The 26,752-nt window shown below is 40.2% G+C and carries 17 protein-coding genes; 6 read left to right on the forward strand and 11 right to left on the reverse strand.

The window, feature by feature from the left end; genetic code table 11:
• Positions 1–178 precede the first annotated feature (178 nt).
• Complete coding sequence (locus tag ACWICE_RS18825) at positions 179–946, reverse strand: uroporphyrinogen-III synthase (RefSeq protein WP_185213933.1); 768 nt, start codon at positions 944–946, stop codon at positions 179–181.
• 10 nt (positions 947–956) lie between these two features.
• Positions 957–1,907 carry a DUF4271 domain-containing protein gene (locus ACWICE_RS18830; RefSeq protein WP_313260408.1) on the reverse strand — a complete coding sequence of 317 codons (951 nt, stop codon included), beginning with the start codon at positions 1,905–1,907 and terminating at the stop codon, positions 957–959.
• A 71-nt stretch (positions 1,908–1,978) separates the two neighbouring features.
• Between ACWICE_RS18830 and ACWICE_RS18835 the strand changes: the two genes are divergently transcribed.
• Positions 1,979–2,545 carry a DNA-3-methyladenine glycosylase I gene (locus ACWICE_RS18835; protein ID WP_185213931.1) on the forward strand — a complete coding sequence of 189 codons (567 nt, stop codon included), beginning with the start codon at positions 1,979–1,981 and terminating at the stop codon, positions 2,543–2,545.
• On the opposite strand, the gene ACWICE_RS18840 is transcribed toward ACWICE_RS18835, so the two are convergent.
• Both ACWICE_RS18840 and ACWICE_RS18845 read right to left on the reverse strand, forming a co-directional pair.
• Positions 2,538–3,089 (reverse strand): phosphoribosyltransferase, encoded by a 552-nt coding sequence (locus ACWICE_RS18840; RefSeq protein WP_185213930.1) that lies wholly within the window; start codon positions 3,087–3,089, stop codon positions 2,538–2,540. The two genes, ACWICE_RS18835 and ACWICE_RS18840, sit on opposite strands and share 8 nt — an antisense overlap.
• A gap of 2 nt (positions 3,090–3,091) precedes the next feature.
• Positions 3,092–5,170 (reverse strand): transglycosylase domain-containing protein, encoded by a 2,079-nt coding sequence (locus ACWICE_RS18845; RefSeq protein ID WP_454298998.1) that lies wholly within the window; start codon positions 5,168–5,170, stop codon positions 3,092–3,094.
• A gap of 113 nt (positions 5,171–5,283) precedes the next feature.
• On the opposite strand from ACWICE_RS18845, the gene ACWICE_RS18850 reads away from it, so the two are divergent.
• Positions 5,284–6,345, forward strand: a complete 1,062-nt coding sequence (locus tag ACWICE_RS18850; RefSeq protein ID WP_454298999.1) for an Mrp/NBP35 family ATP-binding protein — start codon at positions 5,284–5,286, stop codon at positions 6,343–6,345.
• Between the two features lie 78 nt (positions 6,346–6,423).
• Here ACWICE_RS18850 and ACWICE_RS18855 read toward each other — a convergent pair whose 3' ends face one another.
• The 7 genes from ACWICE_RS18855 to ACWICE_RS18885 all read right to left on the reverse strand — a co-directional run bounded on the left by ACWICE_RS18855 (position 6,424) and on the right by ACWICE_RS18885 (position 22,534).
• Entirely contained in the window at positions 6,424–6,930 is a 507-nt protein-coding gene (locus ACWICE_RS18855) for a hypothetical protein (protein ID WP_185213927.1), read from the reverse strand.
• A 10-nt stretch (positions 6,931–6,940) separates the two neighbouring features.
• On the reverse strand, positions 6,941–8,416 hold the full coding sequence (locus ACWICE_RS18860) for a SusD/RagB family nutrient-binding outer membrane lipoprotein (protein WP_454299000.1): 1,476 nt from the start codon (positions 8,414–8,416) through the stop codon (positions 6,941–6,943).
• A gap of 10 nt (positions 8,417–8,426) precedes the next feature.
• Positions 8,427–11,573: a SusC/RagA family TonB-linked outer membrane protein gene (locus ACWICE_RS18865; RefSeq protein WP_454299001.1), complete on the reverse strand. Its 3,147-nt coding sequence runs from the start codon at positions 11,571–11,573 to the stop codon at positions 8,427–8,429.
• Positions 11,574–12,212: 639 nt separating this feature from the next.
• Positions 12,213–13,724 (reverse strand): RagB/SusD family nutrient uptake outer membrane protein, encoded by a 1,512-nt coding sequence (locus tag ACWICE_RS18870; RefSeq protein ID WP_454299002.1) that lies wholly within the window; start codon positions 13,722–13,724, stop codon positions 12,213–12,215.
• Between the two features lie 14 nt (positions 13,725–13,738).
• Positions 13,739–16,900, reverse strand: a complete 3,162-nt coding sequence (locus ACWICE_RS18875) for a SusC/RagA family TonB-linked outer membrane protein (RefSeq protein ID WP_214656437.1) — start codon at positions 16,898–16,900, stop codon at positions 13,739–13,741.
• Between the two features lie 1,001 nt (positions 16,901–17,901).
• Entirely contained in the window at positions 17,902–19,350 is a 1,449-nt protein-coding gene (locus ACWICE_RS18880) for a SusD/RagB family nutrient-binding outer membrane lipoprotein (protein WP_454299003.1), read from the reverse strand.
• Between the two features lie 13 nt (positions 19,351–19,363).
• Entirely contained in the window at positions 19,364–22,534 is a 3,171-nt protein-coding gene (locus tag ACWICE_RS18885) for a SusC/RagA family TonB-linked outer membrane protein (RefSeq protein ID WP_185213921.1), read from the reverse strand.
• 401 nt (positions 22,535–22,935) lie between these two features.
• On the opposite strand from ACWICE_RS18885, the gene trmD reads away from it, so the two are divergent.
• From trmD to trpC, 4 genes are all read left to right on the forward strand, one after another.
• Positions 22,936–23,613 carry a tRNA (guanosine(37)-N1)-methyltransferase TrmD gene (trmD, locus tag ACWICE_RS18890; RefSeq protein ID WP_185213920.1) on the forward strand — a complete coding sequence of 226 codons (678 nt, stop codon included), beginning with the start codon at positions 22,936–22,938 and terminating at the stop codon, positions 23,611–23,613.
• 241 nt (positions 23,614–23,854) lie between these two features.
• The gene (locus ACWICE_RS18895) at positions 23,855–25,258 is read left to right on the forward strand and encodes an anthranilate synthase component I family protein (protein ID WP_454299004.1); all 1,404 of its coding nucleotides are present in this window, start codon (positions 23,855–23,857) and stop codon (positions 25,256–25,258) included.
• Position 25,259: 1 nt separating this feature from the next.
• Positions 25,260–25,838: an anthranilate synthase component II gene (locus tag ACWICE_RS18900; RefSeq protein WP_454299005.1), complete on the forward strand. Its 579-nt coding sequence runs from the start codon at positions 25,260–25,262 to the stop codon at positions 25,836–25,838.
• Between the two features lie 21 nt (positions 25,839–25,859).
• Positions 25,860–26,642: an indole-3-glycerol phosphate synthase TrpC gene (trpC, locus tag ACWICE_RS18905; RefSeq protein ID WP_254529021.1), complete on the forward strand. Its 783-nt coding sequence runs from the start codon at positions 25,860–25,862 to the stop codon at positions 26,640–26,642.
• The last annotated feature ends 110 nt before the right edge of the window (positions 26,643–26,752 follow it).

Below are 26,752 nucleotides of genomic sequence, written 5' to 3' on the forward strand. Positions count from 1 at the left end.
AATGTAGGGAGAATATATTTATCAAAAAATGATAAACATCAAATTTGTAAGTGTTTCTTGATAATCGGTTTACGATCAAATAGCTGGGATAAATAGAAGGATTCTTGACCCATTACGGGAAACCATAAAAAAAGGCTATCCTTCTCAGGACAGCCTAAATATTATTTTGGGCGATTGCCTACTTATTAACTTGTTTGATGTACTGCTCAATGGCCATTGTCATACTTGGAGCATTCGGTGTCGGTGCTGGAATATCCAGGATCAAACCATGTTCCAATAATGCCTGTTGAGTAGTAGCGCCAAATGCAGCGACACGGGTATTGTTCTGTACGAAATCAGGGAAGTTTTCATACAAGGACTGTACACTGGAAGGACTGAAGAACACGATGATATCGTAAAACACATCTTTTAAGTCCTTGATGTCCGATATCACTGTTTTGAACAGCACAGCTGGTGTGAAATCATATCCATTCTCTTGCAACCAGCGTTGAGTTTCCTCATTGGCAACGTCTGAACAAGGAAATAGGAATTTCTCTTTGTTGTGCTTTTTCAGGACATCCTCAAGATCCTGAGCGGTTTGCTTTCCGAAGAAAATCTTGCGCTTACGATATTGAATGTATTTCTGAAGGTACAAGGCAATGGTTTCAGAAATACAGAAATATTTAAGTTCCGCAGAAACTTCAAATCGCATTTCCTCACATACCCTAAAGAAATGATCTACTGCATTTTTACTGGTGAAAATGACTGCAGAAAAATCTGCAAAATTAACCTTCTCTTTTCTGACATCTTTTGCAGAGACGCCTTCAACATGGATGAACCCTCTGAAGTCTAATTTTAAATTATACTTCTCGGCTAGTGTGAAGTAGGGAGATTTATCGTTTTCAGGCTTTGGTAAAGTAACTAAAATGCTCTTTACTTTTTTGGATCTTTCTACATCAATCTGCATATACTCTTTCTTAATTACTTAGTGACCTCACTAATATCAAAATTGGTGCTAATTCGAGACTGCAAAGATAAAGAATTAAATAAAAAATAGAAAATTTGAAATGACCGAACAGGTGAAAAGCAGTCCTAATAAACCTATACGAGAATAAAATAATTACAATACAAATGTAAATTATTGAGATAGTTTGAAAATAATATGCAGGAATAAACACTACAGCCAACAAAAAGGGCATTAGGAAAAACATGCTATTAAAATAAACTAAGTAAAGAATTGCAATATATTCCCTTACAATTTTTTCTAATTGAAATACAAATGATACAAAGCGGATGATCAGGATCTTTGCAATAAACAGCAAAGCGATGAATCCGGAGTTCTTCAGGAAGTTTTCAAAAGTAAGATAATTTTTGTCGCCGAAGCTTGACATGATCACCACGACAAACAAACCCAAGGACAAACTGAAAACGGCATACAAAAAGATATATGGCCAAGAGGTCGCTAGGTTATCTTCCTTACTGACCTGAAGCAATAACCGCTCTTTGTAATAGGCATCGACTATAATCTTAAGCTCTACCGGAAATACAATCCGTAGCACTCCTAACATCAAGAACAAAAGGAATACGATCAACAGGACCCATGCAGGCCTATTGCTCTTCTCTATCCCGTCCTGCAAGGCAGACTGTTTATGGTGCTTCCCAACTTCTTCAATCCCGAAATAAAGATCTTGATTTCCCCTTTTTAGCGTAGAATCATACGCTACTTTTAAATAATTGATTCCCTTATCAGGAAAAAGAATAATTTGACTATTTTTAAGGTTGTTGTCCAAGGACTCAAAGATGGCCACTCGTGCAAGAGAGTCTTTGATAGCAACGGAATCCACTAACAGCAGAGAGTCAACAGGCAATATTTGGCCATAACTTTTAGGAGCAAAGAAAATGCTGCTAAAAATTAAAACCCATATCATATAAAATCTGTTGATGTGCTTCATGAAAGGCGTAAAGTTAGGACAAAATAATTGCTTTAGAAATTGAAAATATGAGTAAAAAAGAAATTGTAAGATGCGGCTGGTGCGGCACGGATGAATTGTACCAAGAATACCATGACAAAGAGTGGGGAAAACCAGTAAAAGACGACAAAGTATTGTTTGAATTCCTGATCTTGGAGTCTGCACAGGCTGGTCTTAGCTGGATTACGATCCTGAGAAAAAGAGAGGGCTACAAAAAGGCTTTCTCCAATTTTGATTACAAGAAGATAGCGAAATATACAGAGGAAGATGTGGAAAGGCTATTGCAGGATCCCGGCATTATCAGAAACCGCTTGAAAATAAACAGTACGATCCATAACGCAAAAGCTTTTATGGATATCCAAAAGGAATTTGGGAGCTTTTACAACTATCTCTATAGCTTTCTTCCAGACCAGAAACCTATCATCAACAAACTGGAATCATTAAAGGATGCTGTCGCAACGACGGAGCTTTCAGACCGCATCGCTAAAGACCTTAAGAAACGAGGCATAAAGTTCTTTGGGTCCACCACCTGTTACGCCTATATGCAGGCCGTTGGCATGGTGAATGATCACCTAACCACATGCAGCTTTAGATAGCACCGGTACGGGGGATATTTTTATAGATATTTTGAAGGTTACGGCATTGCCCGTTATAGTCCAGTCCGTAGCCTACAACAAATTCTTTCTCGATTTCAAAGCCCACATACATGATATTGTCGAAGGAGTACAATAGGCAATCGGGCTTTAACAGCAAGGTCGCAACGGATATGCTGGCCACCCCTAATCGCTCCAATGCTTCAATGGTATGGACCAGAGAACGGCCCGAATCCACCACGTCCTCCACGATTACGATATGCCTGCCTTCCAGCGACATGCCCACTCCTATCAGCTCATGTATTTCGCCTTGATCGGTCCCAGCATAGGATGCCAGCTTCACGAAAGACATTTCACAGGGAATATGCACCTGCTTCATCAGGTCTGCCATAAACATGAAGCAGCCATTCAATACGCCGACAAATACAGGATGTTGGTCTTCATACCTCAGGTTGATATCAATTCCAATCAGGCGGATCCTTTTCTGGATTTGCTCATAATCAATCATGAGCTCAAATTCCAAATCGTCGATAAATATATTCTTCATGATTAATCGTTTTGTTTTGAACTGCCTTTACCAAAAAGTTTCTCCAATAAGGATTTGCGGATCTGCTCTTCCCTATCGATTTCATCTACCATATCCTTGATATCATCATGGTTCATCATGGAATCTGGCACTCCCTTAGGCCTTGGCGGACGTAGGTTAGGCTGTAGTTCCACTTGATAGAATCCATAATTTCCAGGAACGTTCTCCCCTTCCAACTGGTTCATTTTATTCATGATATAGCCATAGGTATTGAAATGCTTCATCACCCAAGGTTTCAAGTGGCCAGTATAATCGAAGGATGAAAGACCAGTTTTCGGTCTAGGAATAATGCTAGACAGGTACAAGCTCTCCCCGATGGTCAGTTCTGAAGGCTTCTTGCCAAAATAATATTTTGAAGCTTCTGCGATGCCATATACGTTTTTACCCCATTCGATGATATTCAGGTATACTTCCAATAAGCGGTCTTTGCTGACCTGCTTGGATTGCTCCATGAGCCAGACCAGCAGGATTTCTTCAAACTTCCGCATCATGGTCTTGTTCCGGTTCAGGTACAGGTTCTTGATCAGCTGCATGGAGATTGTACTGGCTCCACGTTTAAATTTTCTCTCCTTGATGTTGGTCACGATGGAAAGCTGGAAAGCCTCCAGTTCAAAACCATTATGTTTATAGAAAAACGGATCCTCCGTATTCAACACTGTTTTCTTCAAGATCGAAGCAATCTGATCCAAAGGAGTGAAATTAGGATTGGAAACATCCAATTTTATATCCCTCATCTTAAGGGTATCCTCATAGGCCTCATAGACAAATGGACCATTTAGGGCAGCAATATCAGCTTTCCCCCATTTCTTGACCTTTAGGTTTTTATCATCGATCTTGGAGGCAAACTTCAGCTCATCCGGATTGTCAAGATCCACATTGAAATCCATGTCATATTGTATGTCACCTTCCACTTGAATACCATCTAGGTTCTCAAACAATCCCGCTGGAAGTGCATCAAAGAAATTTTGGGCCTTGAACATACCGGTATGCACGGCCATCTCCAATATCTTCTTCGGTTTACGCGTAAACTTCAGTTTTGGCTGAAAGGAAAAATCCTTCACCTCCACTTTGGTACCTTGGACCAATTCGATCGTATTTTCAGAGACAAGGAATCCCCCATCTGCAGAACCTCCCGGCAAAACAATGGTTTCTTCGGATAGTCGATGGTGGTTCACCCTTAAATTCTTGGCACTGACCCCACCTAGCATCTCCAAACTTTCCTTACCCTTTCGAGCCACATTATCCAGATGGAAACTCAGTTCATCAAAGCTCACATTCAAGCCAAAACGCCTCCCAATAAAGGGTATCTGTGCATCTTTATTATCCGATGATATGGTTACATTGGCCGTCTGGCGGCTTGAATTGATATTTCCTTTAAAATTCCATTTTGCTTCCTGTTCATTGAGGAACACATCGATATCATAGTCACCATCGTCTATCTTCCCTTCAGGAATTTTCACCACCTGGGTAGAAGAAGAATCTTGAAAGGAAAGGCTTACATTTTCTAAATTTAAATTATTCGGAACGGCCTGAAAAGCTCTCTTCAAAAGATTATCAATGGTTTCGGCCAGGGTCTTGGTTTCGGTCACCTCTTTTGTACTGTCTACTTCAGACTTCTTGCGGAACAGGAAATCATAATTGGCAGCACTATCATGTTTGACCAAGGTAATATCCGCGTTTTTAAGGTCTAATTCATCCAGCTGTACCGTTCCTGAAAGTAGGGGGAATAATTTAACAGACACTTTGAACTCATCGATTGCGGCCAGTTGTTCTGCACTATCTGGAATCAGCTTTACCCGTTGAAAATCTACGGTGGTCAGACCTGCAAATTCATACTTTTGGACTTCAAAATTCAATGCATAATCATCCTTCAATTTCTTCTGCACCTTGGCTACAGCCTTGTTCAGCATATCCCCACGCACAGACATCGCCCATATAAAACCTATTAACAACACGGCTAAAATGCTTGCTGCAGTTATAATGAACCATCTCTTCTTAACGAAACTGAAATCGGGAATCTTGATATTTTTTACGTCTAACATATATTAATGTGAAAACCGAAGATTATGGTAAAAATATGCAAAAATCATTAAAAACATCATTATGACAAGATATTGAGCTTCTTTCTTTAGCTTTGTTAAATTAATTTAAATCCATGATTACTAAAGAACAGATTTTACATGCTTTAGGTCATGTGGAAGAACCAGATCTAAAAAAGGACTTGGTAACCCTCAACATGATCGAAAACATTGAAATATTACCGAATAAAATAAAATTTGATGTGGTACTCACCACACCTGCCTGTCCACTAAAGGGACATATTGAACATGCCTGCCGAAACGCCATTGCCTTATTTGTTTCCAAGGAAGTAGAAGTTGAAATCAACATGACGGCGAGGGTTCGCGCTGTTGATACCGCTCAATTGAAAAACATCAAGAACATCATCTTGGTTTCCTCTGGAAAGGGTGGCGTAGGAAAATCCACCGTCGCAGCAAACTTGGCCTTGGCCCTAGCAAATACCGGTGCAAAAACCGGATTATTGGATGCCGATATCTATGGCCCTTCGGTTCCATTGATGTTTGGTGTGGAAGGTGCAAAACCGCAGTCCTCTCAAGGTCCAGATGGTAAAAACAGGATCGTACCTGTCGAAAGGTACGGGTTAAAGCTTCTGTCCATTGGTTTCTTTACCGACCCGAACCAACCTATTCCATGGAGAGGTCCGATGGCAACTTCGGCAATCAAACAATTGTTTGGCGACACGGATTGGGGAGAACTGGATTACCTGATCGTGGACATGCCTCCAGGCACTGGAGACATCCATATCACTACGGCACAAAGTTATCCTATTGCAGGAGCGGTGATTGTAACAACACCTCAGCAAGTAGCCTTGGCTGATGCGATCAAAGGGATGGCCATGTACCAGATGGAAGGCGTAAAAGTGCCTATCATTGGTGTTATTGAAAACATGTCCTACTTTACACCTGCGGAACTTCCGGACAACAAATACTATATTTTTGGAAAAGACGGTGGCAAGCGACTAGCAGCAGACAACCAAGTCCCGTTTTTAGGGGAGATTCCATTGGTTAAATCTGTGGCCGATGCTGGAGATAATGGCTTCCCAATCGCCTTAGATCAGGATGAACCTGTGGCAAAGGCATTTGCAGACATTGCAGGACGTGTTGCACAGGAACTAAGTATCCTAGCTGCCCAAGCATAAGGATAAATCATAGAAATTTGAAAGGGGCAACAGATGTTGCCCCTTTCTCTTTTTAATCTATGTTTGGTAAAGAATACATTATTTTGTCAACCAAACCTGCGCTTGAACAGGGATAATTTCCTGGTCATTGTCCAGTTTCAACAGGAACATAAAAGCAATCTGTAATTGAGTAGCCGTAGCATTTGTCTCAAATCTTTCAACTAATGTTCTATTGGCTGCGCTACTGGCCTTAAAAGCAGCAATGGATGTATTGAAGACCGCCCTAGTTCCATTTCCCGGAATGGGAGCAGCAATATAGGTTCCCGCTCTCACCCCTCCAGCATTAACCGCTGTCGTTCCACCCAGCACCTTAGAAATTTCCTTAATTGTCCTCCCAGAACCTGATGGAATGGTCAACGTAAAACTGATCTCATTCTTGCTAAGCGGCTGCGTGATGTAAGGGTTAAACCCATAGGTTGTGGCACCTTCATAGGTAACCGGAATATCAGGCCTATTATCTTTATATAGGTCTGTATACTCTTTTTTGCAAGCTGAAAAAAGCGTGACAAAAAGAGCAATTATGATAGTATTGATTATATTTTTCATCGATTATAGTTTAATTAGCGTCCCACCATACTTTTACATTCGAATTTGGCACATCACTTCCCTGTGGAAAGTTCGGATTACGTTGCTGTTCTGCAAATATATAAACTGCGCGCACCGGTCTGGTTCCATCAATACCTGCTGCATTTTGATGTTCTGCCAAGACAGGATAACCGGTCCTTCTCCAATCGTTCCATTGTTCCAATCCGTTTGAGAACAGGGAAATATACTTTTGGGTAATGATTTTCTCGATCCTTTGGGCAGCGGTTCCTGTCAAGGTCACTTCTGCAGGATTATCAACAAAATACTTATCAATTACAGCGGATGTTACCCCTGCATCCGACATCGAAGCACGAATTCCCTGTTGGTACATAGCCTGGGCATCCCCAGCAATCCCATGGCGAACAATAGCTTCTGCTATGATAAAGGAGGTCTGTGCATAGGTGATCAAACGGGTTGGTCCCTCACCACTTTGCCCAGTTACATAGACATTATATTTAGACCTGTCATTGAATGGAGGTGCTGTACCTGCAAAACCATTATCTAGGGTCACATATTCACCGGTAGGTTTGGTCACAAACCTTTCAAGACGTGGATCCTTCTTATCGGTCAATAAGGTCACGAAACGGGTACTGATCAACAGGTCATTTTGGAATAGGGAGTTATGGGTCAACGTCCAAATGGGAGCCTGACTTCCAACCTGTCCACCAAAGTTTACCGCTAGGTTTGCCGAATTACTATTGATATAATAATTCTTGCTGATGATCTCCTGCAGGATTGCCTTAGATTGTGCCGGCTCTACAGCACTGATCTGCATGGCTAATTTCAACAACAAGGAGTTTCCTGCACGCTTCCAACTTTCCATATTTCCGCCATACACGATATCATCCACTCGAGGACTTAATGGGCTCTCCTTTTCGAGGTCTGCAAGACCGGAGCGAACCAAGTCAAATAGGTTTCCTAAGGAACCTTCAACATTGCCCAAATAGATATCCTTTTGTGGGGTTAACACCGGTGTGGTTTTACCCTGATCACCAATCAAAGCCTCATAATAGGGTACATCGCCCCAGACATCGGTGGTCATGGCAAAAGTAAGGGCCAACATGATCTTGGCAACACCCGAATAGGCAGGGCCATTATCTTGATTAGCCACATCGATCAGTTTACGATAGTTGACCATGGCGCCACCATACAGTTCATAAGACCATTGGTTACCAAAATCATCGCCGCTCGTAATATAGCGATCCCAACCAGCAGGGCTTCCAGAAGCTCCAGCAGTAACACTCATGATCGTAGAAGCAAACCTGTTCAATTCATTGGAATTGGCAAATGCAGTACCTGCAAGCGCCGTCGGCAGCAAAGTCGCTGCAGGCACTTTCAATGGGTTATTTGGTGTATCATTGACATCAAGGAAATTGCTACAGCCGACTAAGGAAAGCGACAGAACAAAAACCGATATTTTCCGTATATTATTTTTTATGATTTTCATTGTTCAATTTTTAGAAGGTAACTCTTAGATTAAATCCATAATTTCTGGCGGTTGGCGCTCCGTTCAGGTCCATACCTTGAACATTACCGGCACCTTGTGTATTCATCTCAGGATCACCAGGGAAACCCGGTGCAAACATCCAAAGATTTCTACCGCTTACCCCTACGGATATCTGTCCAAATGGAGTTTTCTGCAATAAGGAGTTTGGCAAGGTATAATTCAAGGAAACCTCTCGTAAACGGTAAGAGGTGGCATCAAACACCGCAGCCTCTGAACCAATACCGCCTAGGCCCTGCCAATAGGCTTGTGAAGATATCTGAATATCATTTGGTCTATATCCCGTCACGTTTCCATCTGCATCCTTGATTTCGATAACGCCAGGAAGGATCCTTGGCTTATCCCTGTCTACGGCTGTAATATCTACCATACCACCGCTGCGCATATCCACTTGCGAGAAAGAGAAAATCTGACCACCCTTTTGGATATCAAAAAGAGCCATTAAGCTTAAGCCTTTATAATTGATGGTGTTAGTAAATCCTAAGGTGTAATCTTTTTGCGGACTGGCGATCACTCTATTTCCTATTGCAGGCGCAAATCCACCGGTTACAGGATTGATCAGGAACTGACCCGCATCGTTACGGGCATGCTGCGCACCAACGATGACACCATAAGGATACCCTTCAGCAATGGATGGTGCAATACCGATAAAACTATTGATACCCGGAATTACCGTACTGGTGACTTCATCACCGCCGACTGGCTCCTTGCCAAAAATGGCTACGACATTATTTCTGATCTTGGTAAAATTGAAGTTGATATGCCAGCTAAAATTGTCTTTTCGAACTGGGTATCCCCCTAGCAAAACCTCAATACCCCTATTTGTCATTTCACCGATATTCGAGGTAAAGGAATTGTATCCCGATGAATTTGACACCGCTACATCAAAAATCTGGCTCGCACTTCTGGTACTGAAATAAGTAAAATCCAAGTCTATTCTATTATTGAACAAGCCCAATTGAGTTCCCACTTCATAGGAAGTCACGAATTCAGGCTTTAATTCAGGGTTCCCTATTGTACTTCCAATCTGAAACCCTGTAATACTGCTACCCCCAACAGATAATGGGAAAGTGATATTGGCTGTATTGTTACCATATCCTGCTGGACCATAAACGGAACTCAACAGATAAGGATCGGCATCACGGCCTACCCTTGCCACATTACCCCTGATTTTCCAATAGGATAAGATTTCTCCTCGTAAATTTTCAAAGGCGGTTGTAGGGACAAAGCTCAAAGAGGCAGATGGATAAAAATAGGTGTTGTTCTTTTCAGGAAGCGTCGAAGATTGATCCGCCCTTCCGGTCAATTCCAAGAATAGGTAATCATTATATCCTAAGCTCAACTGACCATAATAACCGATCAATCTACGCAAGGTTTTTCCTGCATAAGACGAAGTAAATACAGAGGCATTGCTCACATTGTCAAACATTGGAATAGCCAATGAACTACCGATTACCCCTGAATATCGATAAGAACGACTATTGATGTTTTGACCTAAAAGCAGGTTTGCATCCAGGCCTTCCATAAAAATATCATCTTTTTTGGCCGTGATCATCAAATCTCCATTTAGTTCACTTCTGAACCTCGTGTCTTCATCGATGGTACCAAGTGGTGCACGGGCAGCACCCGGCCTTTGGATCTGCGACCTCTGGTCAAAATAGGTATCAGCAGTAACCCGATAGGAAGCACTCAACCAATCTGTGAAATCATAGCCCACAACCAAGTTACCATAGGCACGGTCTACTTCGGATTGGAAAAACTCATTCTGTATACTCCATAAAGGACTGTTTTGCGTTGGCAAGAAATACTGTCTTTGACCAGCAGGGCTTAATATAGGTGTACCGTGCAGATCATAGGAAATAGGGATACGGGTAATCTGTCCAAAAGCACTACCACCATTTCCCATGGTCGCTCCGCGCTGGCTAGTTTTAGCATAATTGATAGTACCACTGATCTTAATTCCATTTTCCAGGTTCCTGCTTCCACCAATATTGGCAGTATGTCTGTTGTACTTACTTTCCGGAACAATACCTTTCTGAATGGTACTTGACACACCTGCAACAAAATTGGACTTTTCATCGCCCCCAGCAAGGTTCAATGAATTTTGATAAAAAGATCCTGTTTTATAAAAATCTTTAATATTGTTTGGATACGCTCTATAAGGCACCGTTAATCCTGTACCCCCTTGGATTACTTCATCCACGGATCCAAATCTTGGTCCCCATGAAAGTGTAGATTGGTTATTATAGATGTTCTGTGAACCCTGTCCATACATGTCCTGAAATTTCGGGAGATAACCCACATTTTGGAAGTTCATGGAAGAGTTTAAGGTTACCTCGGTCTTACCGCCCAAGCCTTTACCCGATTTCGTCGTGATCATCAAGACCCCTGCTGACGCTCTTGAACCATATAGTGCAGAGGCAGCAGGCCCTTTCAGGATGTTGATCGACTCGATATTGTCCGGTGGAATATCATTCAAACGATTGGATGGTTGAGAACCAAACAAGGTATTCTGGCTGTTATCGGTATCATTACTGAAAATAATCCCGTCGACAACAATCAATGGTTGGTTATTACCACCAAAGGAAGTAATACCACGGATATTGATATTGGTCGAAGAACCTGGCTGACCAGAAGCACTTCCGATCGTCACCCCTGCAACCTTTCCTTGCAATGAATTCAAAACATTGGTTTCCGATCGCTGAACTAGGTCTTCCCCACCGACCTTCTGGGTTGCATAACCAATGGATTTGGCTGTTCGCTCAATACCCTGTGCGGTCACCAATACTTCTTCGATGGCTTCATCGCCCGCATTCAGCACCATGTTAATACTGGTTCGGCCGGCAACCTTCACCGTTTGGCTCTGATAACCTACATAGGAAAACCGCAATGATGCATCTGCATTGGCTGAAATGTTGTAGGTACCGTCACTTGAAGTCTGGGTTGCTACAGAAGTACCAACCACACTTACCGACACTCCTGCCAATGGCGTTCCATCACTCGCTGAAGTTACCCTCCCAGTAACCTCTCGATCTTGCGCATACGCTGTTCCGCACAGGCATATGAACACAAAAATAAATTTGAGTAGTCTTTGTTTCATAAATTAATTGTTTAGTAATAAAAGTTTATATATACTTAATATTTGTTTAAATATTAACTTGAAATTGGCTCGAAATAACTTTATTAACTATATATTCTAAATTTCGTTAATATTTTTAATATAATCAAGAACATTAGGTAGTATTTGTTAATTTTAAGGAAATTATCCGAAAAATAAACTTGAAACCTCAACCAATATCTATTGTTTAGATTAATTTTAACCTTCAATTATTGCGCTTTAGTATAAATTCCGATAGTTATTGAGCAGAAATGGGAATAATGAAAAACAGCTAGGGTGAAAAACAAGTTTTGTATCTATTAATTTCAAGAACTGCCAAATTCAACCTAGTCTTATTCGAGACACATTCGGAACTTTGGCTACATGCGTCAATCCTTACTCAGTTCCTGTTCAGAAAATCTTCGGAAAATACTGGGGAGATTTCCGAATGATTCCCGAATATGTCTCGAATATGTCTCGAATAAAACCTGATCAGGAGGAGATGAAAATCAGGGCGGAATTGACCCATATCCTTAAGATCATCGAAGAGGGAAAAGCGCTGTCTGGGGGATAGGATTTTCGGAAATAAAAAAAGCCTTCAGGAAATCCTGAAGGCTTATATAGCAATTAAAAATTAGTCTATTAAATTTGAGGGTTATTTTGAATTTCCACTTGAGGGATTGGGAAAGTCAATTTCTCATCATTGTATCTATAAGATTGACCAGGGAAAGAAAGGTGGTTTGAACCTCTAGTGATGGTCGCTTTATTACGTTTCATCGCTAGGTAACTTTTTCCTTCACCCCAGAACTCGATACGAGTCTGTAAATAGATTTCATTTTTCAAAGCTTGGCCAGAAAGGTTAGAAATATAGGTTACATCTGCTTTTCTTAGGCTCACTACTTTTTTCAAAGACTCAGCAGCAGAAGCGGCATTGTTCAAGTTCGCATAAGCTTCAGCGTTCAAGATCTGCATCTCATCCACACGCATATAGATATAATCCGTAACCACATTTCTTTGACCCATTGCTTTACGCTCTGGTGCAAAGAATTTGTTCATTGGCATTAAGTTTTTAGCGTTGAATTGAGATTTTCTCACGTCATCAGCAGGAATTTTGTCGTAAAGACCTTTATCGATAGTTTTAGGGTCACCTGCAGCTGCATAGCTATAGGTAAAGTAATCTACCTGTCCCCACCAAGAAACCAAGTCAAGGTTACTCGCTAAGGTCAAGTCAACACCCCACATCCAACTTGGAGTATTTACATTGTTGAAACCAGACTCAGGGTTTGTTACAATACCATTTTCATTTAGGATAGCAGCAGATTCACGTTTTGTAGTTAAAGGGAATCCTCCATTGGCCAAGATATCATTGGTCAAAGTAACCACTTGTTGCCAATCAGCTTGTGTGCCTCTAGCACCTAATGCATAAGCTAACAAACCTTTTGCTACGTATTTGTTGATCTGATCTTTACTTGTTCTGTTGAAGTTGTCTAAGTAAGCAATAGACGTATTCAGGTCAGAAACAATCAGGTCATAAACATCCTTGGTGCTTGACAAAGGTTGGTTAGGCTGATCAGTAGAAGTATAGATCGGTAAGATCATTTCAGAACCAGTACCATACTCTTTAGCATATAAGTTTGCTAGGTAGAAATATGAATAAGCTCTCATCGCCTTAGCCTGACCCATAATATGTCTTTGTTCGATATCTTCAGCAGGAATTTCCACATCTGTACCACCCAAAGCATCAATAACAGTATTGGCAGCGAAAATGATTTTGTAGTAATATTTCCAAGCGTGGCTAGCTTCTAATTTAGTATAATCAGTTGTCGTGATGTAACGCGCGATTTGATCATACCAGCCATAGTTTCTTCCAGCCAATACCATATCAGAACACAACATGTCTGTATAGATGTCATAACCTTTTTGACCAAAGTCGTCATGGCTCTCTTCAGCGGCACCTTGCGCAGAGAATAAATTGTACATGGTTGAATAAAGACCTGCAATATTACCTTTTAACAAAGCAGGGTCTTGTTTTGCAGCTTCTTCCAACTGTTCGGTTGAAAGTTCTTCTGTTGGTTTTTCATCCAAGAAGTCTTTACTACAAGAAGCAGTAAACAACAGGGATGAAATCAACACTATATTTAATGACTTTTTCATTGTTTATCTAACTATTAAAATTTAACTCTTAAACCTGCACTTACAGTTGATAAAGGAGAGTATCTGTACATACTTGATGAACCAGCTTGGTGAGTTGAAGGATTGAATCCTTTTCTCGCTGAAGCGATAGCCAAGTTATCTGCAGAAACCCAGATTCCTAATGCTTTTGCACCGATAGCATCTAACACATTAGTTTTGAAGTTGTAACCTAATCTTACGTTGTTCAACATCAAGTAATTTGCAGATGTCAAGAATCTAGTTGATGAAGAGTTTACACCAACATCATTGTCATTATTCAATCTTGGAACGTTGGTGATATCACCAGGCTGTTGCCATCTGTTGAACATATCCGTGTGCCAGTTGTTACCACCGATCACATCATTGTTCATCAAGATTGCATAAGCACCGTCATAAGCATATCCACCTAAGCTATACAACATCTGTACGCTTAAATCGAAACCTTTGTAACCTGCTCTCAAGTTCACTGCACCTCTTAATTTAGGGATAGCAGATTTACCAACATAATGTTGAGTTGCTTCAGAGTATACTGTTGTAGTTCCTTCTTTGATCTCTTTATTTTCTGGGTTGTCGAACAAAGCCAATGAAGTGATCTGCTCACCAGTGTCAAACTGACCGTTTGCATTGTTGTCCGTATAGAACACCTTGAATTGGCTCTCACCAGTTTCAGCATCTACACCAACGAAATCTCTCATGTAGAAATCGTATAGAGAGTGATCTTTAGACCATCCATAAACACCTTGGATATCAATTTCCTTAGGTAAGTTGGTGGAAGGTTCGATAGGCATTTTAGTGATTTTGTTTTTGAAACTCTCACCGTTGATACCTAGATCTAAATAGTAATCTTGACCTTTAAGGATGTGACCTACTAAATCAAATTCGATACCTTGGTTTCTTAACTGGCCGTCGTTTACTTTGATTGTAGGGTAACCGATTGATGGACCAACACCTCTATCGAAGATTAAGTTGTCGGTATTTTTCACATAGTACTCAATTGTACCAGAGATATAGTTACCTAATTCGAACTCGATACCAGTTTGGAACATTTTGGAAGTTTCCCAAGTCAAGTCCTCGTTACCTTTAGTTACGAATGAGAATGCAGGGTTGTTGTTCAAGTTATCTACACTGTACAAGTCGTAACCTGGGTAGTAACCAACACCAGCTTGCTCACCAAGAACACCGTAAGAAACTTTATATTTCAAGAAATTGAAAATATCTTGGTCTTGCATGAAGTCTTCGTTAGATACAATCCAACCAGCACCTAATGAACCAAAAGTTCCCCATTTATCTTTCTTGAACCTTGAAGAACCATCTCTTCTAACTGTTCCGGATAAGTAGTATTTATTTTTGTAATCGTAGTTAACCTGTCCGAAGTAACTTTCCAAAGCGTAAGCTTCCGTGTACGATTTAACTGGGTTAGAAACGATTACGTTATTGAAATCAAGGATGTTGTTGTCCACTAAGTTGTAACCAGAGGCATTCAAGATATTGCTTTCCCACTTAACAGCCTCATGTGCTACCAATGCTTCCAATGAGTGATCACCGAAATCTTTTCTATAGCGCAATAAGTTCAATAAGTTGAAGTAGTTAAGCTCTGTACGACTTTGGTACAATGAACCGTTTTGAGATGCCGAACTTCCGTAGAATTTGTTTGCACGGTCATTGTAGATATTGTTATAGTATTGGATACCTAAGGAGTTTTCAAATGTCAAACCATCAATGATATTGAAGTTAACATAAGCTCTACCGTTCAATTCATTACGTTTGTGACGTTTGATGTCATAAGTTGCATCAGCGATCGCATTGGTTAATGAACCAAATTTACGGCCTGAGTTCGTTCCATAATCGTATACATAACCACCGAAGATGTTATCATCGATTTTGTTTCCGTTTTCATCACGCTCAAACAAAGGATAGATAGAAGGGATGTTGTCAACGAACCAGAAAATACTTCCTGAGTCTTCCGATTGACCACCTGTATTTCTTTCTACTTTCGAGTAGTTGGTGTTCATACCCACTGTCAACCAGTTGGTCACTTTATGGTCTAAGCTCAAACGACCTGTAAATCTTTCGAAATCAGAGTTGATTGAGTAACCTTTGTCACCTAAGTATCCGAATGAGGTAAAGTAGTTTGTTTTATCTGTTGCACCACCGAACCTAACGTTAAGGTCAGTTCTAGCTGCATTTTGGAAAGCATGATCTTCCCAGTTTTCAGGATCAAACTTTCTAGTTACATTGTTTTTAACCTTTCTAGTTACAGGATCGATTAGATCAGACACTGAACTTACGTTCCAAAGGTTGTTCAATGGATTGATACCTCTATCTGAGAATAAGTACTCGTTAGCATAAGCAGCACCGTCTTCACCAGCCAATACACCTTCGTTGTACATAGCTTCCCAGCTTAACCCGATATAATCTTCAGGAGATTTGATCACATCATAACGAGGCAATAAAGACATGTTTGTACCGAAGTTAACATCAGCTTCAATAAATGAGCTCTGACCTCTACCTGTTTTAGTGGTGATTACGATTACCCCGTTGGCACCTCTAGAACCATAGATAGCAGTTGCAGCAGCATCTTTCAATACCGTTACATTATCGATATCTGCATTATTGATGGAAGTAATGTTACCTGAGAAAGGCACACCATCCACCACGTACAATGGGTCACGGTTACCGTTAACCGAACCAAAACCACGGATACGTACTGTTGAAGCAGTACCTGGCTGACCTGTAGTATTGGTCACTTGAAGACCAGCTACCTCACCAGCGATTGCCTGCGATACGTTTGAAGTGTTCTTTTGTTGCAATTTCGTACCATCAACCTTTTTTGCAGAACCTGTAAAAGCTTCTTTGGTTGTGCTACCATAACCTACAACGACAACTTCATCCAAAGACATTTCATCTTCTACTAATTGTACATTGGCAGTTGTTTGGTTAGCAACATCTACTCTTTTAGAAGTATATCCTACAAATGAGAAGTTCAATACCGTCTTACCGTCCGCTACAGTAATCGTGTAACCTCCATCTGCGTCTGTCTGAGTAGCAATACTAGTTCCCACTAGCGCTACTGATACACCACTTAATGGTGCTCCGTCAGTAACCGAAGTTACCTTACCACTCACTTGACGATCTTGTGCGAACGCTACACTAATCATGCAGGTTAACACAAAAATTAAGCTGAGTAATTTGTGTTTCATAAATTTTGCTATTAATTAAAAGTTTTAAAACAGAGTCTGTTAAAATTTGTTAAACAGTCGACAAATATAGACTTACCTTAAATATTTCACAAATAAATTCCTGTAACCTATTATTTTTATCAAATAGGTAACAGAAAAGTTGAATTGTCAACTATTATAAGATTCTACGTTAAAATTTATAATAATTAGCAGTTATTTAATAGTTATTTGACTGATTTGAATAAAATAATTTTAATATTAACGAGATTATTATTCCCTTATCCTGCTGAATTACTGATATTTATAATTCAAGATTGAAAATTTGGTAAAATATTAGCGTATTTAGATGTTTAAACAAGTTTTAAGAAGAAGTAAAATTTGATATGCATTGCTAACCAGCAATATCTAGAGAACAATAACGAAACATTCATCACTGCATGGACAGAATTTCAAAACATCAGTCATAATCATGTTCGTTAATCAGAATATAATTTCGATTTATCCCTAAAACACTTCTCACAACACGGTCTTTATTGAAATTCAATAATTCGTCAAAATATATCTATTACATAAAAAATGTAAAATGCATGTTACTTTAAGATTATCTCTTTAATTTCTTGGTCAAAATGGGTGTTTGAACACAAAAATGGGTTTAAAACCTTTAAATCCACAATATTTCCTTAAGAGAAATATTACATACGATTAAAGAACAAAAGTATAATTCATTTCACAAAACCTTGAAAAGCAGCTTTTAGGAAGCTAAGCGGAGAAAAAAAACGGGATTGAACACTGTTCAACCCCGATTAATAAAGGCAGTTTATCTTAGGGCTAAGCATTAACCGCCTATTACAAACACAATATTATTTAGTTACTTATTCAATTTCGATCGGAACATCCTAGACATCTACTCGATATATCTTAAGAACTTGTAAATAAAGGAACCGCCAACAAATTGGACGGCCCCTTCATAGGTAATATTATTATTTGGTATCCCACCAAAGTCTGGTGTTCAATTCATCTGGACCTTGTGCGGCAACAGCTGCTTCATAGTTTTTACCATTCAAGCCTGCTTCCGTATTCGGGTATGCCTGACGAACAGGGATCTTTTTGTCGATTGACAAAGGAGCCGGACCAGGATGTAACTCTGGGAATCTAGTTCTTCTCCAGTCCACCCAGCTTTCATAACCATTTGCTTGGTAGTTAGCCAACCATTTTTGGGTAATGATCAACTTCAAACCATTTGCTGCACTATAAGCTACACCACTTTGCGTAAAGTAGGATGCTGGCGCAGTTACCCCTTGTTGTTGCATGGATGCATCGATACCTTTTTTGTAAAAAGTAGCAGCGTCTCCAGTCCCCCAACCGCGATAAGCAGCCTCAGCTAACATAAACTGAATTTGTGCATAAGTTGTGATTGGCAAACCATAGTTTTGAGCAGTGAATTTTTTACCGATCAACGAAACAGTTTCTTGGTTCAAATCATCATCCGCATTGGCCAAACCATAAGGCATACCTTTATAACCACCCCCTTGAACCACTTTTTCTGCATAAACTGGCAGACGAGGATCAGCTAAGTCTTCCAACGTTTCGATCATTTTTTCACTTACCGCATAATCCGTTCTTTTACCAACGAAGTAGTTGTTATAAAGCGGGTTTTGGTTATTGGCATCGTTCAGATAAGCAAAAACAGCGTTGTCAGCATTACTAGCGATTGCTCCTGCAGCATAAGCACTAGCAAACTCCGCTTTAGCTAAATTTGGATCAACATCTGCTAAGTGAATAGCAGCAACCATACGTAAAGAGTTGGCCCATTTTACCCATTTAGAAACATTCCCTTGGAAAAGGATATCACCATTTAATGCTTCACCAGTCTTTAATTGCGCAGCAGCTTCTTTCAATTCTTTCAACAAAGAAGTGTAGATATCCTTTTGTGTATCGTATTTAGGTGTCAATACTTCTTTACCTTTTAAGGCTTCAGAGTACGGCAACATTCCCCATCTGTCTGTCATGTGCAGATAAAAGAAAGCTTTCAAAATTCGAGATACCCCAATTTGGTTATCCGTGCTACCACCTTTTTGAACATAAGGTAAGTTTGCAGTTGCTGGATCAGAGTTTAAATTAAGGATGGTTTGTGCATCCAATAATGGCCCATTGTAATAAGCTGAAAAATCATAGAACTTATTTTGGAACCTAGACTCATTGGTATATTGAATCTCGGCCATATACTGGGGATATATATCCTTTGCCCAACCAGCGATACCGTTTCCTTGGTTACCAATTTGACGGATCACATTACTTATCAACAGCTCGGTATTAGGATCGGCTGGATTATTTGGATCTTTGTTAATCTCTTCAAAATCTTTGGTACAAGAAACTGAAAGACCAATCAAAACAAATCCAAGTATTGTATTTAAAAATTTCTTTTTCATAAACTTAATAGATTTACAGGCTAAACCTTAGATTAAAACCAAATGTCCTTGTGTTAGGCAACTGACCACCTTCGAACCATGAGCCTTCTAAGATGGAAGGGTCAAAGTTTCTGTTTTTAGCATAAATCAAGAATGGATTTTGTGCAATCAGGGTTAATGAAACTTTCTTGAATGGAGTTTTACCAAACATTCTGTCAGGGAAAGTATAACCGATGTTGATTTCACGCATTTTGATATATGAAGCATCATATACCCAGTTTTCCCAAATGTTACCTGAGTTCAATTTGTCTTGATATAATTGCTGAACATCAACATACACATCATTTGGAGTTCCATCTTCTTTCACACCATCAAGGAGAACACCACCACCTTGATCAACTGGGTCACGTTTAGGATTTCCTTTATCGTTCACACCTGCTGTTTCTTCGTACAATCCAGAACCATTACCGAACATGGAAGAAATAGACATGTATTTACCACCTTTTTGAAAGTCTAGCGAGAAACCTGCAGTAATTCCTTTGTAGTTGAACTGTGAAGTTAAACCACCTGTGAAATCAGGAAGGATAGAACCTAGATCGACGTCGCCTGAAGTAGGTACATAAAACCCGTCAGCTCCAACGATTTTTTCGCCTTTTTCATTTCTTTTGAAACCTGAACCTGTCAACATACCGAATGCGTCACCTTTACGGGCATTAACCGCAATAACTGGAGCACCTACGAAACCAAATGCATTTCTGGTACCATCCACTGTAACCCTTAGGTTGTTTACAACGATATTATTTACTGGGTCTTCGTACAGTTCAACAACTTTGTTTTTGTTGATACCAATGTTTGCATTCAAGTTCCAGGAGAAATTATCATTTTTAATCGGTGTACCACCTAATGAGAACTCATGACCCCAGTTGTCAATTTGACCAGCGTTGATCGCTGTAGTCGCATATCCAGATGCTGAAGTTACCGTCAAAGGAATAATTTGGTCTTTTGATGAACGTGTGTAGTAGTTGTAATCAAAAGTCAAACGGTCATGGAAGAATCTTAATTCCGTACCTACTTCGATAGATGAAGATAGCGTAGGTTTAAGTTCTGTATTCACCAATTGGTTAGGCACTGTCAATAAAGGACTAGAGCCATAAGGATTTCCGATGGAATAAGTTTGTGCAACCCTGAATGGATCAGTATCCGTACCAACGCGAGCGATGGAAGCTCTTAATTTACCATAGCTGAACCAATCTGACTCAATAAATTCAGAGAACAAGAATGATCCAGAAACACCTCCGTATAAGTAGGAGTTATTTTTCTTAGGCAAACTTGAAGACCAGTCATTTCTAGCATTAGCTTCTAAGAATAAGAAGTCTCTGAAACCTAATGTAATATATCCGTATAGGGAGTTTACTTTATAATCGCTTAAGAAAGAGTTCAGGGTAGGTCTGTTTTTGGACGCTGAAAGGGTATACAGATCAGGAACAGCTAGACCACCTGCAGTACGTGCATCAGTATATGTACGTTTGTTTCTTCTGTTTTCTACGAAAACAGCAGCTGCAATATCAAAATCTTGAACCTTAGTTGTATAATCAATACTACCTACGAAGTTCAATTCTTGTTGATTGTTCAAGTATTGGTAGTACTCGTCTTGGCTAAGTGTGTTGGAAGCAATTCTAGAGTTTTGCTCACCGTTAAAGAAGTTACCACGAGCGATTGCAGAAGCTTTCCAGTTTTCATTGAATTTATAAACTGCACTTACGTTTCCGTACAATCTTTTTCTGATATCATTCGAAATGTTTTTGTACACATGTGTATACGGGTTGTCCCAGTACTTAGGGTCTGTATTGGTTGGAGAAATCATGTTCCAACTTCTGTACGTACCATCAGGTCTTTGGTAATCTTTAAGATCATCCATGTTCAAGTTTCTTGCAAACCATTGGTTGAATGAACTTTGCGGACCTGAGCTATATCCGTCGATAGGAGTGTTGAAACGGTTTTCAAAAATAAAGTTGAGGTTCGTGCTAACCGTTAATTTATCGCTTAAATTCAAAGCTGCATTAGCACCTAACCAGTGTTTACCTTGTTTAGAATTAGGCATAACCCCAGTTCTGCTCAAATTGGTATAGGAAAGTCTTGAATTTAGATCATCCGTTCTTTTCGAAACCGCAACGTTTGTACTCGCCGTAACACCAGTTTCAAAGAAGCTCTTTACGTTGTCTGGCTGAGGTGAGAAAGCGGCTAATTGACCGAATTTAGGGTGGGTTGGATCCCAAGCGTACCAAGGCGCGATCATCGATCCGTCCAACTTATGACCCCAACTTTCATCCGCCGAGAAGTTGTAATATTGAGCACCATCTAAGGCTTTCAAATAATCAGCATGAATAGCAGGATTGTATTTAAACGTAGAGAATTCTTGGTTGTAACCACCACCATATTCGTTTTGATATGCTGGTAAGCCATAAACATTTTCAAATGAAGTGGCTTGGTTTACTTCAATACCGATTCCAGGAGTTGCTTTACCCGATTTGGTTTTGATCACGACCGCACCTTCTGCACCACGTTGACCGTATAGCGCAGTTGCCGCAGGGCCTTTCAAAACGGATAGGCTTTCGATATCGTCGTTGTTAACATATTCAGGACCTGTGATCACACCATCCACAACGTAGATTGGGTTACCACCTGTCAAGTTATTAATACCACGGATACGGATAGCTGCAGTACCGAATTTAGCACCAGAACCAGTTCTGATTTGGATACCGGAAACTTTACCCGCTAGAGCAGTGTTTAAATCTGCTTGTCTAGCCTGTGTAAGGTCCTCTCCTTTTACTTGTTGAACCGAGTAACCGATTGATTTTCTAGTTCTTTCAATACCTAGAGCAGTTACTACGACTTCTTCCAGGTCATTTTCTCCACCAACTAAACGCACATTAATAGTTGTTTGGGAGCCAACGGTAATGGTTTGGGATTCATAACCGATGTAGGAAAAGGTTAATTTGCCATTCGCTGGTACGGAAATTGAATAATTTCCAAATTCATCAGTTTGTGTAGCGGAATTAAGATCTACAACTCTAACTGAAGCGCCTGCAATAGGGCTGCCGTCAGATGCCGCTGTCACTTTACCACTCACTTGCCGATCTTGTGCATGCACGACGCCAATTAGCATAGTACACAGCAACAGAACACTGAGTAATCTTTGTTTCATGTTTCTTGTTTTTAGTTAATAAAAATTGGATTCTAATTTTTCTTGGCAAAAAGTTAGTATTGTTAAACTAGCGCCAAATCTATTTATATGCTGTTGGGGATGCAAAAAAAGGGCATTTATTTTTTGAAATTTTCGAAATTAAACTTAAAACACTATTAAAATTATATTTTATGCCGTTCTTGGTTAATTGAAAAGGAGTGATTTTAATCATTTTTTATGATTATTGAAAAATATTTCACTATTAATCATTAAATAAAATACACCTGTGTAATAAAAATTAATTTCATGTAAAATATCAGGTTAAATTAATTTTACAATAAGAAATTGTTAACCAAAACTTATTCGTTTTTCCTAAATGCATTTTTAAACCCATTTTACCCAATAATCATGTACATTTGCGTATGCGTTTTGACATCATCACCGTATTACCACAATTATTGGACAGCCCTTTTGCCCACTCTATTCTTCAGCGTGCGCAAAAAAAAGGGTTGTGCTCCATCCATGTTCATAATTTGAGAGATTATTCCGTGAACAAACAGAAATCAGTGGACGATTATCCTTATGGTGGTGGATCCGGAATGGTCATGCAAATTGCGCCCTTTGCAGCGTGTATAGAGAAACTAAAATCTGAGCGCGAATATGACGAGATCATCTATATGACTCCAGATGGGGAGACCTTAAACCAAGGGATCGCCAATGGGCTTAGCTCAGCCAAGAATATCATGATATTATGTGGGCACTATAAAGGGATTGACCAACGGATCAGGGACATTTACGTGACCCGCGAAATATCCATCGGTGACTATGTACTGTCAGGTGGGGAATTACCGGCAGCCATATTGGTAGATTCTATCGTCAGGATCATTCCAGGTGTGCTATCCGACGAAACCTCTGCCCTCTCCGACTCCTTCCAAGATGGCCTATTGGATGCGCCAATCTATACCCGACCGGTAGACTGGAATGGCCATAAAGTACCTGATATTCTATTGAGTGGACATGAAGCCAAAATCACAGAATGGCGTCATGAACAACAACTTATACGAACGAAACAAAGAAGACCGGATTTGCTAAATGACTAAAAATCCTGCCTAATCTTTGCTTTTTTCACAAATAAAGTTTGAATATTCAATTTTTCTATTAATTTTGTGATGCAATGATGACTGTAATTCAATATACTAACCGTTGGTGGCTTCTGACTATATAAGTCGGGAAGGTGGTATATTTTAGATAAAAATTTTCATAATCAACCAAAACCACTGAATGGTAGCCCGACGTATTTCGTCGGGCTTTTTTTATTTTTGAAAACTATTAAACACTTATATGAACTTTAAATTCAAAACTAACCATAAGAAGATCTTAGCGGACACGACTACACCGGTAAGCATCTACCTTAGACTGCGCGACACTTTCCCCAACAGCCTGCTCTTGGAAAGTTCGGAGTACCATAGCCGGGACAACAACATCAGCTATATCTGTTGCCAACCGATTGCCAGCATCATCTTGGAAAATAACGAACTGAGCATCAGCCTTCCGAACCAGAAGAAAACCGTAAAGAACGCGAAGGATCTTAACCTGAGGGAAGAGGTTTCAAAATTCAGGAAATCTTTTGAAGCAGATCCAGTTCCTGATGTAAATGTGATTTCCAATGGCCTTTTCGGATATTTCAGCTTTGAGGCCGTGGAATTCTATGAGGACATTGAACTAACGGCCAAAGAAAACAACAGACGGAAAATTCCGACGCTGCAATACCATATCTACAAATACGTCATCGCAATTGACCATTTCAGGAACCAATTGCATGTGTTTGAAAACCTATTGGAAAACGAACCTTCTGATTTAGACAGGCTTCAATTCCTGATCCAGAACAAGAACTTCCCTGAATATACCTTCCAAGTAAAAGGTGAGGAATCTTCAAACATGAAGGACGAAGACTTCAAGGCCTTGGTCAATAAAATGAAGGAACATATACAGAGAGGTGATGTTTTTCAGATCGTTCCTTCAAGGGCATTTGAAACTCCATTTTCGGGAGATGAATTCAATGTCTATAGAGCACTACGTTCGATCAACCCTTCTCCTTATCTATTCTATTTTGATTATGGAGATTTTAAGCTCTTCGGTTCATCCCCAGAGGCCCAGCTAACGATCAAGAATGATCAGGCAACCATCTACCCTATTGCCGGAACATTCAAGCGGACGGGGAATATGGACCTCGATGAAAAGATTGCGGAAGAATTGAAAAATGACCCGAAAGAAAGTGCTGAGCATGTCATGCTGGTTGACCTAGCCAGAAACGACTTAAGCAGGCACTGCCATCATGTACAGGTTAAATCGTACAAGGAGGCGCAATACTATTCCCATGTTATCCATTTAGTGTCCAAGGTAAGCGGAACGTTGAACCCAAACACCAATCCTTTTGATGTGGTTGGTGACACCTTCCCGGCAGGAACCCTATCTGGCGCCCCTAAACATATGGCCATTACCCTGATCGACCGTTATGAAGGCCTTCAAAGGTCTTTTTATTCAGGTGCTATTGGTTTTATGGGCTTTAATGGGGATTTCAACCATACCATCATGATCCGTTCCTTCCTGAGCAAGCAGAATGTACTGCATTATCAAGCTGGAGCTGGAATTGTATTGGATTCAGATCCCGAAAAAGAATTACAAGAAGTAAATAATAAGATATCAGCTCTTCGCAGGGCTTTAGAATTAGCGGAAACCTTATAAAATGAGCAAGCCAATATTAGTAATCGACAACTACGACTCCTTCACCTATAACCTGGTGCACCTCCTTCAAGAATTGAACGAGCGCTATGAAGTCGTTAGAAATGACAAGTTTGAACTCGAGGATATCGAGAAATACGACAAGATCTTGTTATCGCCAGGTCCAGGCATTCCTGAGGAAGCCGGTCTGTTATTGGATGTCATCCGTAAATATGCGCCAACCAAAAGTATCCTTGGAATATGCCTAGGACAACAGGCAATTGCGGAGGTATTTGGTGGCAAGCTCTACAATATGCCTAAACCACTGCATGGGGTAGCTACCAGTATACAGGTGACAGACCCATCTGAACCTCTTTTCGAGAATTTCCCAGAAGATTCTAAAATCGGCCGTTACCATTCTTGGGCAGTGGATCCTGACAGTCTAAACGAGGACCTAAAGGTTACTGCGGTAGACTCGAACGGTGTAATTATGGCCCTGAGCCATACGAAATATGATGTAAAAGGCATGCAGTTCCACCCGGAGTCCATCTTGACCGATAATGGAAAAACATTGATCGCCAATTGGATCAAGGGCAAGAATTAATTCCCATAAAAGAAGAATAACATGACCATATTAGATAAAATAGTAGCCAGAAAGAAAGAGGAAGTAGCAGCGGCCAAAGCATTGCTGAGCATTTCAGATTTACAGGCCATGCCGCTCTTTTCTCGGGAATGCCATAACCTGAGGGAAAGCATCTTGGACCCAAACAGAACGGGGATCATTGCTGAATACAAAAGGGCATCACCTTCAAAAGGCTTGATCAATGGCACCTCCACAGTACAGGAAGTAGTATCTGGCTATCAAAAAGCGGGAGCTTCGGCCATCTCTGTCCTGACGGACAAGGATTTTTTCCAGGGTTCATTGGAAGACCTGACCGCAGCACGTGAGGTGTTAGAAATTCCGTTATTGCGTAAGGAATTTATCGTGGATGAATACCAAATCGCAGAAGCGAAGGCATACGGAGCAGACATTATCTTGCTGATTGCGGCATGCTTGGATCGTCAGGAAATCAAAAGTCTTTCGGAATACGCCAAATCATTGGGATTAAATGTATTGCTGGAAGTGCACAATGAGGAGGAGCTCCAAAGGAGTATTTTTGACAGCATTGATGCCATAGGGGTAAACAATAGAAACCTGAAGGATTTCAGTGTTTCATTGGAGCACTCTTATGATTTGGTCAATAAAATCCCGGATCAATTTATCAAAGTATCCGAAAGTGGGATTTCAGACCCTGAGACCATCAAAGCCCTTAAAAAGGCGGGATTCAACGCCTTCTTGATCGGTGAAAACTTCATGAAAACAAAGGATCCGATGGAGGCCATAGTGGAATTTGTAAACAAAATCTAGACACTGAACCTCTAATAATATACAAAAGAAGGGTGGTCATTAGAATGTCTAAAATCTTGTGCCTCTTATCTATTGTCTATTTTTGTTTACCTTTGTAAAAATTTCAACAA

Source organism: Sphingobacterium sp. NPDC055346, assembly GCF_053645235.1.

Bases quoted from the DNA above. Each gene is read 5' to 3' on its own strand.
- ACWICE_RS18825 (WP_185213933.1), bottom strand. From the start codon at position 946: ATGCAGATTGATGTAGAAAGATCCAAAAAAGTAAAGAGCATTTTAGTT.
- ACWICE_RS18830 (WP_313260408.1), bottom strand. From the start codon at position 1,907: ATGATATGGGTTTTAATTTTTAGCAGCATTTTCTTTGCTCCTAAAAGT.
- ACWICE_RS18835 (WP_185213931.1), top strand. From the start codon at position 1,979: ATGAGTAAAAAAGAAATTGTAAGATGCGGCTGGTGCGGCACGGATGAA.
- ACWICE_RS18840 (WP_185213930.1), bottom strand. From the start codon at position 3,089: ATGAAGAATATATTTATCGACGATTTGGAATTTGAGCTCATGATTGAT.
- ACWICE_RS18845 (WP_454298998.1), bottom strand. From the start codon at position 5,170: ATGTTAGACGTAAAAAATATCAAGATTCCCGATTTCAGTTTCGTTAAG.
- ACWICE_RS18850 (WP_454298999.1), top strand. From the start codon at position 5,284: ATGATTACTAAAGAACAGATTTTACATGCTTTAGGTCATGTGGAAGAA.
- ACWICE_RS18855 (WP_185213927.1), bottom strand. From the start codon at position 6,930: ATGAAAAATATAATCAATACTATCATAATTGCTCTTTTTGTCACGCTT.
- ACWICE_RS18860 (WP_454299000.1), bottom strand. From the start codon at position 8,416: ATGAAAATCATAAAAAATAATATACGGAAAATATCGGTTTTTGTTCTG.
- ACWICE_RS18865 (WP_454299001.1), bottom strand. From the start codon at position 11,573: ATGAAACAAAGACTACTCAAATTTATTTTTGTGTTCATATGCCTGTGC.
- ACWICE_RS18870 (WP_454299002.1), bottom strand. From the start codon at position 13,724: ATGAAAAAGTCATTAAATATAGTGTTGATTTCATCCCTGTTGTTTACT.
- ACWICE_RS18875 (WP_214656437.1), bottom strand. From the start codon at position 16,900: ATGATTAGTGTAGCGTTCGCACAAGATCGTCAAGTGAGTGGTAAGGTA.
- ACWICE_RS18880 (WP_454299003.1), bottom strand. From the start codon at position 19,350: ATGAAAAAGAAATTTTTAAATACAATACTTGGATTTGTTTTGATTGGT.
- ACWICE_RS18885 (WP_185213921.1), bottom strand. From the start codon at position 22,534: ATGAAACAAAGATTACTCAGTGTTCTGTTGCTGTGTACTATGCTAATT.
- trmD (WP_185213920.1), top strand. From the start codon at position 22,936: ATGCGTTTTGACATCATCACCGTATTACCACAATTATTGGACAGCCCT.
- ACWICE_RS18895 (WP_454299004.1), top strand. From the start codon at position 23,855: ATGAACTTTAAATTCAAAACTAACCATAAGAAGATCTTAGCGGACACG.
- ACWICE_RS18900 (WP_454299005.1), top strand. From the start codon at position 25,260: ATGAGCAAGCCAATATTAGTAATCGACAACTACGACTCCTTCACCTAT.
- trpC (WP_254529021.1), top strand. From the start codon at position 25,860: ATGACCATATTAGATAAAATAGTAGCCAGAAAGAAAGAGGAAGTAGCA.